The sequence below is a fragment of the Edaphobacter paludis genome, from assembly GCF_039993895.1.
Classification (GTDB): Bacteria; Acidobacteriota; Terriglobia; order Terriglobales; family Acidobacteriaceae; genus Edaphobacter; species Edaphobacter paludis.
This window is the reverse complement of the sequence record NZ_CP121194.1, coordinates 253,693-267,472: the sequence shown is the minus strand read 5'-3', so window position 1 is coordinate 267,472 and position 13,780 is coordinate 253,693. Positions and strand designations below refer to the sequence as shown.

The following is a 13,780-nucleotide window of genomic DNA, read 5'->3' as shown; positions in this document are numbered from 1 at the left end:
GTAGAATCCCAATTTACTTCTTTGTAATTTTTCTTGGTTTAATTCTTATCAGCACCACGTCATGGACTGCCACTTGTGAACTAAAGCTATTTGCAAAGGAACCAAGACTCTTTTGGCGCCAGACATCACGAACTTGCGCACTTCCCTCCAGACCAAGATCTTTCCAGCCCACGGACATCCTGAGCGGGACGGAGCCAACATTGAAGAGACCTACAGCCAGAGAGCCATCGGCCAACGGCTTAACGAGAATAAATTCCTGGCGTGTATGCCGGAAAATTTTTGCTTGCTTACCTAGAGAGTCCTGATCTATATCAATGACTTCCGAGTTATCCAGCACACCCAACGTAAATTTATCTAACTTCGTCATGTCACCAGAAAAGAAAAGCGGCGATGCCATGAGCGACCACATCGACATGTAGCTATATTGTTCCTCGGGCGTCAGACGTGTTGGCTGTGGTGACAGGCCCTGTTTATTAGCGTCTCCCACGGTTCCAATCAGGATGTAGTCTGGGTCATTCCATCCTCCCGGCCCGGCGTACTTATCTAAAGCAGCATTTGCAAAACCGACAGAATAGAACCCTGGCAAAGAGTCGTTCTTAGCTAACCCAAGATCGCCGGTCGTGCGCCATGATGATCCGCCAACCGCAGCTCCCCACTTCCAGACATCTCCCATGCCATATTGGCACATATTGAAAACGACGTCCCGATCCAAGTTGTGGACCAGGCTACCCATCTTAATATATGGCTTTTGAAGTTCCGGCAAACTCCGGTCTTTCATAACAGTTCTGTAACTGCACATATCATATTTGAGCAGGTCGAATCCCCACTGCGACACACGTTGAGCGTCCGCTTCTTCATGACCATACGACCCATCAAACCTTGCACAGGTAAGAGGCCCGGGCGAAGAATAAATACCAGCTTTCAACCCACGAGAGTGGATGAAGTCTGTAAGTGCTTTCATATCCGGGAAACGATTGTTAGAAAGGATAGAACCGTTCTTATCACGAGGCGGTCCCATCAATTCCGGAACGTCGGATCCAGGTTTCCGCGCCCATGCGTCATCAATATCGATGTATTGATAGCCATAATCAGCCATACCAGAGGAAATCATTGCATCCGCTGCTGCGCGAATGTTGCCATCCGTAGGATGGGCATAATGCGTGTACCAGTCGTTCCAACCCATCTGCGGAGTAAGACCAAGCTTGTCGCCGACTACAACAGTGAACTTCCGAGATGTTGTGCCTAGCTTGTTTGTTGCTTTTACGCTCAAGATGTAATTGCCCTGCTTCTTTGGAGAAAGCCCAGAAATAATCCCGGATTCCTGATCCACTTTAAGCGATGCCGGAAGTCCTTTTACCGAGAAGCGCATCGGACGTATACCTGTACAAGGGATGCGATAGAGAAATGGGTGTCCGGCTCTCGTACCGTAAACTACCGGGCCGTTAATGCGTGGAGTTGCAGGTGCTTTGGGCGTACGAACCTCTGGCAATGCGTGGCCGAACGCAGACAACGACTGACAGGCCATCCAGAGTAGAATGAGCGAAAAAGAGCGCGAACGGCGATTTAGTTTGCATCCCATTTTTTATTTTCTCCAGGCAATCAAGTAATACGCATGAGCGCCGACTTCGTGAACCACTATTTCGTCACGTGACGTCTACAACATAACCGCCGCGAACTAATCTGCAGTGCAAATACCAAAACTGCTCGCGTCCTCCGGCTCGGGGCGCCTTTTCTCAGGTGGCCTACCGAGTACTGCAAACGATCCGGCGCAACGCGGCATAGACTCCCTCTTTGTCGTCAGGCTTTTAGCCTTTCTGCCACAGTTCACCTTGTGTTTAACACGCGTGAGATAATTTTGGAGTTTGCCGCTAACAACGCATCTGGAAGCTGGGATCAGGCATGCACGACACCTCCGACCAAGTCGGGATCAAAGATATAGCGCGAGCGCTCAAGGTATCGATTGGGACCGTCGATCGTGCGCTGCACAACCGCTCCGGAGTTAGCGAACACACCAAGGCTCGCGTCCTGCAACGGGCAGCGGAGCTGGGTTATCGCCCCAACCTCGCTGCACAGGCGCTGAAGCTCAATCGTCGCATCTCGATCGCAGCAGTCCTTCCCAAAGAGATCTCCTACTTTTTCGATCCTTTGCGTGCCGGAATTCGCACTGCCGCGGCCGCCCCCATCAGCACGCAGGTTTCGCTCGAGTTCCATGAGTATCCGCGAGCGGGGGTTGGAGAAGAAGAAGCATTTGCGCACGCGGTGCAGCGTCACTACGACGGCATCATATTCCTTCCTGGAAATATGCGGCGCTTCGATCCCATCATCCGGAAGCTTACGAGAGCCGGCACCGCCATGATGTGCGTCAGTAGCGATGCTCCGAACAGCGACCGAATAGGTTCCATAGCCGCGCATTCGTATGTCAGCGGGTCGATGGCGGCCGAATTGCTCGCGCTCCGGCTTGGCAAGAGAGGCAATGTGGCTGTCTTCTCCGGAGAGCTCTCTATGATGGACCACGCCGAAAAGCTGCGCGGCTTTGCCGCCACGCTTGCAGTTCAAGCTCCGCATCTTTCTCTGCTGCCGGCGTTGGAGAGCCATGAGAGACCCAAGGATGCGTATCGTCAGGCACGGCAACTCATGCAAGCGCGCAATCGCCCGGAAGGGCTTTACTTGAGTACAGCGAATAGTATGCCAGTATTGCAGGCCCTCGATGAGCTTGGCATGCTCGGCAAGGTCTCCATTGTTACGACCGATTTGTATCACGAGCTAGTTCCCCTAATTGAACTTGGAAAAGTTCTTGCGACCCTGCATCAACGCCCCTTTACGCAAGGAAAGCTTGCCTTTGAACAGTTGCTTGCCTATCTGCTGCGAGATGATAAGCGCCAGCCTTTTATTCGGCTGGCGCCCCATATTGTCTTCCGCAGCAATCTGTCGCTCTTTAGCGGCGATATCCCCGAACGCCAGGAAGACATCGAATCGGAACTGCGACCGCGGCGGGAAGGTTGAAGCTGACACCCGACCGCGGCGCTACTTCTTTGGCACGAAACGGATGGCCGCACCACCTCCGGGAGCAAGGCGCAGAGTCATTGTCGTCTTTGCGGTTACATTTTCTTTGCGAATGGTGACATGCTTTGGCTGAGTGGCCGCATCCGGACCATCCTCATAGATCTCTGCCACGTAGCTGCCTGCTCCTAGAAACTGCAGGGGGACCTGCAACGTCCGGGCGTCCCAGTTCGTCATGCTACCTAAGTACCACTCGTTCCCATGCCTACGCGCAATAGTGGCAAACTCACCGGGCGCTCCGCTCAGAACATGCGTCTCGTCCCATGTTGTCGGCACATCCTTCAGAAACTGAAATGCCGCCTGTCCCTTATAATTCTGCGGGCTATCCGAGACCATCGGAATTGGGTTCTCATACACCACATACAGCGCCAGTTGCTGGGCCCGTGTTCCCATCGCCATCGGAGCGGCGTTGCGAGCCACAAACCCTGCTTCGGTGGCGTTATCGAAGGCCCCGGGCGTGTAGTCCATCGGTCCTGCCAGCAGCCGCGTGAACGGAAAGACTGACCTGTCTACTGGGCTATCTCGGCGGCCCATCTTGTTGTTTTCCAAGCCAAGTACGCCTTCGTAACTCATCACGTTCGGATAAGCTCGCATCAGCCCCCACGGCGTGTGGCATCCATGGAAGTCGATCATCAGATGATGCTCCGCGCCATAGCGGGCCACGTCATAGAAAAACTGGATACCATCCTGATCGTCGCGGTTAACAAAGTCGATTTTGAGCCCAGCAACGCCCCACTTCTCGTATACGGGGAAAGCTTCTTTCATCTGGCGCATCACCGATTCCGAGTACAGCCATATCCATACCTTCACGTTCTTCTTAGCTGCATACTGTACTAACGCCGGTATGTCGACACGGCCATTCATCTGCGTTATATCGCGCGCCGCCCATCCCGCATCCAGAAAGAAATAGGGGAACCCTGCTGCGGCTGCAAAATCCACGTATTCCTTCATCGTGTCGGTAGTGAAGTATTTATTTCCGGAGTTGCCATCTTTGTTGACGTTATCGACCCACCAGTTCCACGATGCCTTCCCCGGATGGATCCAACTTGTGTCCTGCACGCGATTTGGCGGACTCAGGTCAGTTTGCAGGTTGGCCTCCACCAGGCGTCCCGGCTCATCCGCCACACCGAGGACCCGCCACGCCGAGTGGTGCGGTAAATCACCGATTACCGCATATGCAGGATCGTCTTCACGAGGCGACAACTTAACACTGAACATATGACCCGCCCAACTGCCCGTGGGGTTGGTCACGTATGCCGAGCTGTTCCCTTCCAGATCAGCTTCCATCAGAGACATCCACGCACCCCCCGGCTGCTGCAGTAATACGGGCATCCCGATCAGAAACTTGCTTGAAATGCCTCCCTGGTTGCTCAACGAGGATAAGTTGTAGCGTACATACTCGCTCTCATAGCTGGAACGATAACCCGGCAAAGCGAGCACCCAGGCTGTGTCGTCCTGCGTAAAGCGAAACTCGGTGTCCTCGCCGCTAACATGTAGGCTTGGTATCGCAGCCTGCTTCGGCAGCACGTAGCGAAAGGCAATGCCACTGTTATAGGCTCGTGCCTCCACGATCATCGAACGCCCACCCTGAGAACCTGCTTCATTCACCGTTACCGCGAGGCTGTTGTAGGTATCGTGTACATGGCTCACTTTGGTGAACGCCAGCGAATAATCGTCAACGCCGCTGTCGGCCTTGCTGCCTGTGATGGTCACGTTCATACCAAGCGGCGTCTTGTCATCCAGATCGAGGCCCAGCGCCGACTTATCAATCACCGGTTTGCCATGGAACGTGACCGAGTACATCAGCCGCCCACTGCCGTCCTCACCCAAGGAAGCCGAAGGCTGAACAGAAAAGCTCATCACCAATTGTCCATCAGGGGAACTCACGCTTGGAGTCGTGGCCTGTGAGATGCCGGCTATCGGAAAGGCAATCGCCAAGCCTACAAGAGCAAAGGAACAGCAGATGCGATTGATCATGAAAATTGAACCTCAGAAATGATTGGAAGAGCATATTTGGACTTGCGTCATAATGGAAGGTAATGCTGAAAAGCCTATTGTGTACGTTACCGGTGATCACACTAGCCCTTGAAGGAAAAGATTGTCAAGATAAACTTTCTCAGCCCGTGCGGCGCTCTGCAACGGACAACTCGATCTGCTCCAGCGTACGGCCCTTAGTCTCCGCTACACCGAAATACACCATCACGAATCCAATCACACAGATGACGCCATAGGTTACAAACACCCCTCCCGTACCGAAAGCGTGGTTCAGGAGCGGGAACGTGTACGTGAGAGCGAATGACGCCAGCCATAATGTGCTCACGGCAGCAGAGACTCCATGCGAACGGACACGATTGGGAAATATCTCGGCAATTAGAACCCACGTGACCGGCGCCAGCGTCACGGCATAACAAGCGATCGCACTAAGCGTAAGCGTCAATACCACGGGTCCCGGCCACGCGCGACGGTATGCAAGAGCGCACAGCAAGTGGGAAGCTGCAATTCCGATGCAACCCGCCAGCATCAGCTTTCGCCTTCCTATTGTTTCCACAAGGAACATTGCGAGCACAGTAAATAGCAGGTTGATCGAACCCGTAATTACGATATTCAGGAAGATATCGTTTGAACCGTAACCGGCGCTGCGGTAGACCTCCGCCGCATAATTGAACAGAATATTGATGCCGGTCCACTGTTGCAGCACCGCCAGTCCCATACCCAGGAGTACCACTCTACGCAGACCCGGACGCAATAGCTCAGTCCAGGATGCCCTTACCGCGGAGTCTTCGTGCAACGATGTTTCTATGGTCGCGATCTCTATTGATGCATAGTTCTCACCGCCGACCCTCTGCAAGATGCGTTGCGCCTCCACGTCCCTTCCGCGAGCAAGCAGCCAGCGCGGGCTCTCGGGAAGGAAGAAAGACGTAACCGTAAAGATCAAAGCGGGCAACACTATTGCGAAGAACATCCAGCGCCAACCATACTGTACATTCCACGACTGCATTATCTGCGCCCCGGTATCTCCCGCTGGGATCGGGCGAGCGATGAGCCAGTTCGCAATCTGTGCAATCAAAATTCCGACGACGATTGCAAATTGATTCAACGCAACCAGCTTCCCGCGGATCGCGGCTGGGCTGATCTCCGCGATATAGAGCGGCGAAACGTTGGAGCTCACTCCGATGGCTATTCCGCCCGCGATCCGCCAGAAAATAAAGGTGGAAAAGATGTGTGACCAACCGGTGAACGCAGAGGATACACCGAACAAAATGGCGGCAGCCAGCAGGAGCGGGCGGCGGCCCCATCGCTCTGCCAAAGTGCCGGCAGCGAGTGACCCAACCAGACAGCCGAGCAGTGCACAACTGTTCGCCCAGCCCACCAGTGCATCCGACGTAAGGTGAAAATACACCTCGTAGAACTGCCGCGCTCCTCCGATAACGACCCAGTCATAGCCGAATAAAAGACCACCCAGCGCAGCGACGGCCGCAATCCACCATACATACCCTCTCCGTGCAGGTATGCCTGAGTCCGTATGCGCGAATTGGAGTGATGTTGCCTGCATGATTACCTTCCAAAAAGCTTAAACAGATCAATTGCTCCCGTATTGCTGTTGTCTTCGTAGAGAATCTCTTCCAGAACCTTCAAGCCTTCTTCACGCATGGCTCCGTTCGATCCAATCAACGCTTGCGCCTGCAAAAACTGTGCTCGCAACTTCTGCCCCCGCCTAAGGTCTTCTTCGAACAGCAACATTGCGGGCAGCGAAGTGGCAAAATAGTCGATCTTCGGCTCTTCCAATATCAACTGCCGCCCATGCTCTGCAATCTTTGCAAAAAGCATTTTTGCTTCGTCCTCGCGTGCCAACCGTGTCAATGCCATGGCACTCCAAAAGGTGTTCTCGGAGACATCTTGCACCTGCATGTGTTGGAAATCACCCTGAGACTTCGCTGCGCGCTCCCACCGTTCTGCGGCAGCGTGCGTATTTCCCACGCCTGCTTCGGCAACACCCGCAAAGTAATCCACCATGCTCATGTTCATCAGCAGATGCTTCGCCTCACTTAGCGTTGTGGGGGGTGCCTCTGCCTGCTTTAGCTGCTCCAGTGCACCCCTGAAGTCTCCCTGTTGCAAAGCTCGTTGGGCTATCAGCAGATGCGCTCTCACATACTGCGTCAGAACCTGTCCTTCGCCTCCCTCCCAAGGCTGGAAGTGCCGGTCCAGCAGTATACCCAGAGCAATTCCAGGCTCACCCACACTGTTCAGCAAAGATGCCAATTCTACGGACAGATCGTCACGCTTCTTTACGAGAGCCGCATTCTGCTGAAGCATCTTGAGTCGCTGCTTCAGACCCGCTCCAGTCCGCTTCAATAGCTGATCGTACTCGTACAGAATCCGAGCATCCTGGGGTGCCAATGCGCGCGCACGCTCGAACGCATGCACTGCCGAACTCGGGTTGTGCATCGCATTGAAATAGCCAAACCCCAGATTGCGCCACACAGTCGGGAACTGGGGATCGAGTTCTGCCGCGCGGCTCCATTGCGCCATGGCTTCAGCATGGCGTCGGCGATCATAGAGCAAATTGCCCAGGAAATAGGCCGCTCGCGAATCAGACGGGTTCCGCTCCGTTGCTTCCTGCAGCAACAGCATTTCCTCCAATCTGCTAGGAAATACGTATTGCGAGGGCGCAGCCGCAGCTTTGCGATATTGTTCCGCGGCCTCTTGTGGACGCTTCAGCTTTTGCAGGAAATGTGCTGCCGCATAATGGAGCAGAGGCTCGGTTCCATCAATCTTCTCGAGGTGCGGTGCAGTCATCAACTCAACCGCTTCCTCTAACAGACCACAGCGCTCAAGGTCAAAAGCGAGATCGAGCCGTTGTTGCGGATCCTCCGGATTGTGCCGCGATAGTAGCCAGCGACTGAAAATATCGAGCGGGTCGAGCTTACGCGTCTCCCGCAGTATCTCCCTAGCCTCTACCTCTCGACCCAACTTCTGCAGCAAGATCGTCTTCAAATTTCGTGCATTCAAGTTGTCGGCTTCAGCACGTAGAGAACATTCAATATGATCCAGTGCAAGATTCCACTGCTGTCGTGAACAGTCAATTTCGGCAAGCCGGTGGTAGGCCGGTCCACGCCACGCTGCATTCCACGTCGATTTGTAGAAAGCGTCATACGACTTGGACATCTGCCCCTGGTAGCAGAGTGTAAGGCCGAGGTTGTAGTGCGGTTCGCCATCGTACGGATTTGGATTTCGTTCGGTCAGACGCGCGATGGCATTGCGAAGGTACTTTTCTGCCAGTTCAAACTCGCCGCGCCGCATATGCCATCGGCCCATGGCGTGATTAGCCCTACTATCACCTGCATCGCGGCACAGAGCCTCTCTCCAGTACGCATCCGGAGAACGCGTCGGATGCCGGTATTGTTCGAGATGCAAACCTATCAGGAATAACTCATCGCTGCTGGACACAGCGTCGGGAAGCGGAGGCTCCGTGGCCACAACAGGATCTTCTGCAGGTTCAATTTCAGCCGGCGCATAACGCAGCAGCACCTCTCCATCACGTTCCAAAATTACTTCCAGATCATATGGATCGCACAGCTTCGCAACGGCATGATGTAGCGGTTCCGCAGGAGACAGGTCACCCTCCCAGCGATCGATCTCTTTGCTAGCTTCGCGGACCCGCAGGCACAGATTGCGCAACTCGCTCGTCACTTCGAGGTGAAGCAGAATACCTGCCGGCGTTTTTTCGACATGCAGCGCGGCATCGAGATTTGCCAGGTCCGGAACGCCTATCTCGCGGATCGGATACCAGTACTGGCTGAACGTTTTCGTCTCTCCGGGCGCAAGGAACGAGAAGTCCGGTTGATTGTCGGTATACGCGCCTGCCATTAACTCCACGTACGGTCCATCCGCATCAGTCAGGCTACGATCCCACGCATATCCAAAGTTGTGGTTGCCCCACGTCCACTGTTTTTTCCCCGGAGCAATATGATGATTCGAAAAGTGCACCAGCCCGGCGGCGCGTTTGTGATCATACCCGCCGGCAAAATCGCCGCGTGAACCCGCGATCATATAGCTTGTCGGAACCGGAATATTTGAATACCAGCTAAGGTCGTTCGGTTCGTAGCTTCCATCTGGGACGAAACAGGACGGCATTTCTTCTGTGGGAACTCCGTGCTTCGCGCGTTCTCCATAATTCACACCATAATAAGTCCCCTGGCTGAGCGGGAACTGCGTGGTGGCACGTTTCGCATGGTCGGCCACGACACGGACATCCTTCGGGAAAAACGATTGATATTTTTCGTGCACATGCGTAGCTACATTCGCCCACCATAGGAACGTCTGCGTATCGGTAGTCCGGTTGTACAGGCGCACGCGAACTTCGACATACGCCCGTCCCGGACGCAGACGGATGCCGTGCATCCCTTTCATGCGCGTCATCGGGTCATGGTCACTGCACCAGATGGTTATAGAACCGTCTGCCGATCTTTCTATTTCCACCTCGACCGGCATGTAAGTCGCAGGCCGGTGGTGCTGTGGCCAGTTGAACTCAACGCCTCCCGAAATCCACGGCCCCGCAAGACCAACAAGTGCAGGTTTAATGACGTTCTGCCGATAGAAGAAGTCGTAACCGTTACGCTTGTCCACGCCGACATGGATGCGACCACCGATCTGCGGAAGTACCATCAACCGCAGATATTGATTCTCCAGATGAACCGCCTCCCACTCCTGGTCTATCGCCTCTGTTTCGATTCGATCAATCACAGGCAGTGGATACACGCGGCCACTGCTCCCTTGGTAAACGCGCTTTTCGAGAAACAAAGGATTCGGATCAGGGGGAGCGGGATTATAGGTGCGCAGCACGACTGGCTCATTCCATGCTTTGACTGCTTCAGTCTCAGAGGGTGGCGCTGTGGGCAGCGTAAGCTTGGCCGACTCGCTGTCTTTTTGAGTTTCCGTACTACCTGTCATCATGATTTACTCATGCCTCTTGTACTACTCCTACAGTAACCATTACGCCATCAGCATAGTGGCCTATCGTCTCCATTATGGTCGCAGAGTGATAATTTCTCCGTCGGTCGGCACGAAATATAAAGTGCAGGGCGGATTAATCCGCCCTGCATCGGCTCTGCCTAAGTCTCCGCTAGAAAATATATTTCGCGGAGAGTTGCAGGAAGCGCGCATCCGGCGTGTTGGCCTGAAACGTCTTCGGTGAGGTGATCAGACCGGCCGACGCGCTCGTATTCGCGGTCGACGGGTTAGCCCATGTCGGATGATTGAACACGTTGAAGCCGTCCACACGAAATTGCAGGTACTGTTCTCGGACGGTAATGAAATTCTTGAAGAGCGACATATCCGCACGCCAGTAACCTGGACCATAAACCTGATTTTGCTTGCCTCCAAGGAAGGCGAGCGCAGTTTTCGGGTCTGCGATAGGACCGGCATACGTGCAAGCTACTCCTGCCACTACCGTGCCCACACGGGTACCAACCGGGCAGATTAAATTGCCGGGCAGTGGATCCGTAAAGGCGCACGGGTTGTAATAGTGGGTACGTGTGCGGACCGAAGCGGAGCAGTTTGCCCCCGACCCACCGGGAGAAAAGGGATCACGTATGCGGACGGCACGGGCGCTTCCTCCAGCTGCGGTACTGTTACTTGGACCTACCGAAAACGGGGTTCCCGACTGTGCCGCAAAGGTCGCGCTGGCGGACCATCCGCCAATAACTACGTCGAGCAAGCGTGAACTGTTCAAATGCGCTCGGCCCTGTCCGAACGGCAACTCATAGTTGCCGTTCAACGTGTAACGGTTGCGGACGTCATATGTGGAGTTCGTATATTCCGATGGAATGCCCAGCAGGAAATACGAACGCACCCCGATTCCGCTTGATAGGCCGCCAGCGGAGCTTGAGTCGTCCATTGCATGAGCCCAGGTATAGGTGGTCAGAAAAGTCAAGCCACGCGAGAACCGCTTTTCCAATTTCGCCTGGAGTGAGTTGTAATCGCTGAAGCCGGTATATTGGATCTGGCCAGTTCCCCCAAGGTCTGGGAAAGCTTGGTATGGCAAGGTACTCACACCACTACGAAGCAAGACCTGAGAAGAGTTCGGAGCCCAGTAAGTTGACAGGTGACGGGACTCGTTCCCAACGTATGCGATCGACGCCACCAGGTTCGACGTTAGCGCTCGCTGGAACGACAGGCTGTAATTCTCCGTATACGGAGTCTTCATATTCAGGTCCGAGGCGTGGAAGCCTGGCTGCGATGGAGAACTTGAGGTCGTCAGTACCGGCAATCCACTCTCCAGCGTGTAAGGAATTGCGGGGCAATTGCCTACGGCGCAGGTCGGAGTAGGAACGGAGTAAGTCAGCGAGAACGGGTAGTTTGTGCCCAAGTTAGTATTTCCCTCGCTCTGCAAGCCGCCGTAGAAGATGCCGAAACCACCGCGGATCACAGTCTTCGGATCGAGCGAATAAGAGAAGCCCACTCGAGGAGCGAAGTTGGTGTACTGAGAGCTCACCAGCCGCGCGTTGTTGACGTACTGTACTGCCACGTTGTCCTTGGCAAGCAATGCCAGGAACGGCGCGCTCAGTGCGTACTTCTGTGCCGAACTCGGGAGCTGATAGAGAGCAGTACCGTGTCCGGGCTCGCTTCCCGTCACAACAAAGTTAGATTGTCTGTCTCGGGATTCGCGATACGGCTCATACCAGTCGTAGCGCACACCTAGATTTAAAGCCAGCTTGGACGTCACACGCCAGTCATCCTGCACGTAACCAGAGTCATACCAGTTTTGATCGTGAACACCAGGTGCATTCGTCAGGTAGGCTGTCTTCATCTGGTCTGCCAGAAAGTCTGCAACACCGTAGCCGGTGTAGCTCGTTCCAGGAAGGCTCGTGTAATTGCCGCTAAAGGTATAAGATCCGCGAGGGTTTTGTGCATAGGTGTAATAGAACCGGATGTTTTCCAGCGCCACCCCCATTTTTAGCGAGTGGTTACCCATCGTCTTAGTCAGGTTATCGAGTATCTGATACACATTCTGCGATTCGGTCGATGTTCCTTGCGAACCCCACGTGCTTAGATTGCTCACGTTACCTTGCGGAAGTCCACCTTCGTACGGCGATGCTGGAACGTTGCCGAGCCCCAGGGAAGCCGCAAGCGTATAGTTCGTTGCGTTGGGCTGCAGAAAGCTGAACTGACCCCAGTTGTAACCGAAGCGGAACTCATTGACGGTCGTTGGGCCGAATGTGTGCGTCTCGCTGAACATGCCATTCTCTGCGAGATTCGTATCATGCTCTCCTCCATATGGGCTGCCGTCCAGAACTGGACCGAGCGGCAGTGTGTTCAGAACGATCTCATGAACGTAACTGAACCGGCCATAGAGCTGGTCTTTGTGGGCGATGTTGTAATCCATACGCTGGTCCCACTGGACCGTATTGTCGTTCTTATTGGTGTTGATAATGTAGTTGTTATAGGTTTTGTTGCCGTTCGCGTTGGGCATGGGATATAGATTCAGAATGTTTTTCGCCACGGCGTTTATCTGACTGGCACAGAAGACATTCTGCTGACCATTGCAGGCGAGGAGCGCCGTGCCGCCAGTTCCTGGCTGATAGAGCACAACGGCCTGATTCTGGCCCGTGAGTGTCGGGTTTAGCAATTCCGAAAAGTTGCCCTGACGCATCAGTGCTGTTGGCACAGTATAGGTCCCGGTATTGCCGACCACAACGCGGTTAACCTCAATATCGCCGAAGTAGAAAAGCTTGTCTTTCCACACAGGAAATCCGAGCGTCGCTCCAAACTGATTCTGATGAAACTCGGGAATCGTGAGGGCATTCCAGTTCTTCGCGTTGAGTTTATCGCTGCGGAAGTACTCCCAAATATCACCGTGAATGTTGTTCGTTCCCGACTTGATGCTGGCATTCATCACGGCGCCCGCAGAGTGTCCAAACTCCGCACTGTAATTGCTAGTCTGCAAGTTGAATTCGGCCAAAGCATCCGGCGGAGGGCGTTGCACATAGGTCGATCCGTTCAAAAAATCCACCAGGTTCGTATTGTTGTCCACGCCATCGAGGATGAAGTTGTTCTGCTCGGCGCGTTGTCCGTTTGCTACGAAGTCGCCTTTCCCCGAGCCGCGCGTTCCTCCAAATGGAGGTGCCACACCGGCTGTGAGCTGTGCGATGTAAACCCAGTTCCGTCCATTCAGCGGCGTATCATTGATCTCCTTCGCGGTGACCACTTGGCCGACAGCACCCGTCTGCGTCTCAAGTAACGGAGGCGCTGTCGAGACCGTTACCGTATCGGAAACAGAACCTAGCTTCAGCGTGAGGTTGACACTGATACGAGCCTGGATATCCACCACCAGGTTCTCACGAGTTGTAGTAGTAAACCCTGGGGCCGTCGCGCTCACGCTATACTTGCCGATTTTTACTGGCGAGAAGGTATAGATGCCGTTGCCGTTCGTCTCTCGCTCCAGCGCCAACCCTGTGTCCGTAGCGTTGAGGATTACCTTCGCATTGGCGATGGCTGCACCCGTGCTGTCGGTGACAACGCCCGTAACAGCGCCCTGATCAACCTGCGCCATGAGATTCGATGATCCTACGGCAATTAAAAAGAGCGAAACGAACGCGAACAGTTGAGTCCACCTCCGCTGTTGCTTTACTTTCTTATTCAAGAGTTTCATATGGCCTTCCCCCTAAGTTCATGAATCTGTGCAGCGGCCCCTCGCTAAGGGGCGTTCGACGCCACCCCG

Annotated in this window: 6 protein-coding genes; 1 reads left to right on the top strand and 5 read right to left on the bottom strand. The window is 54.3% G+C overall.

Annotation, left to right across the window (positions count from 1 at the left end; all coding sequences use genetic code 11):
• Positions 1-13 precede the first annotated feature (13 nt).
• Positions 14-1,579, bottom strand: a complete 1,566-nt coding sequence (locus P4G45_RS00910) for a putative Ig domain-containing protein (RefSeq protein ID WP_348267820.1) — start codon at positions 1,577-1,579, stop codon at positions 14-16.
• A gap of 320 nt (positions 1,580-1,899) precedes the next feature.
• On the opposite strand from P4G45_RS00910, the gene P4G45_RS00905 reads away from it, so the two are divergent.
• The gene (locus P4G45_RS00905) at positions 1,900-3,003 is read left to right on the top strand and encodes a LacI family DNA-binding transcriptional regulator (RefSeq protein WP_348267819.1); all 1,104 of its coding nucleotides are present in this window, start codon (positions 1,900-1,902) and stop codon (positions 3,001-3,003) included.
• Between the two features lie 21 nt (positions 3,004-3,024).
• Here P4G45_RS00905 and P4G45_RS00900 read toward each other — a convergent pair whose 3' ends face one another.
• From P4G45_RS00900 to P4G45_RS00885, 4 genes are all read right to left on the bottom strand, one after another.
• On the bottom strand, positions 3,025-5,037 hold the full coding sequence (locus P4G45_RS00900; protein WP_348267818.1) for a glycoside hydrolase family 97 protein: 2,013 nt from the start codon (positions 5,035-5,037) through the stop codon (positions 3,025-3,027).
• Positions 5,038-5,176: 139 nt separating this feature from the next.
• Entirely contained in the window at positions 5,177-6,613 is a 1,437-nt protein-coding gene (locus P4G45_RS00895) for a sugar porter family MFS transporter (protein ID WP_348267817.1), read from the bottom strand.
• Positions 6,614-6,615: 2 nt separating this feature from the next.
• A complete protein-coding gene (locus P4G45_RS00890; protein ID WP_348267816.1) occupies positions 6,616-10,014 on the bottom strand; it encodes a DUF5107 domain-containing protein in 3,399 nt (1,132 codons plus the stop codon).
• A 169-nt stretch (positions 10,015-10,183) separates the two neighbouring features.
• The gene (locus P4G45_RS00885; protein WP_348267815.1) at positions 10,184-13,612 is read right to left on the bottom strand and encodes a carboxypeptidase regulatory-like domain-containing protein; all 3,429 of its coding nucleotides are present in this window, start codon (positions 13,610-13,612) and stop codon (positions 10,184-10,186) included.
• Between the last annotated feature and the right edge of the window lie 168 nt (positions 13,613-13,780).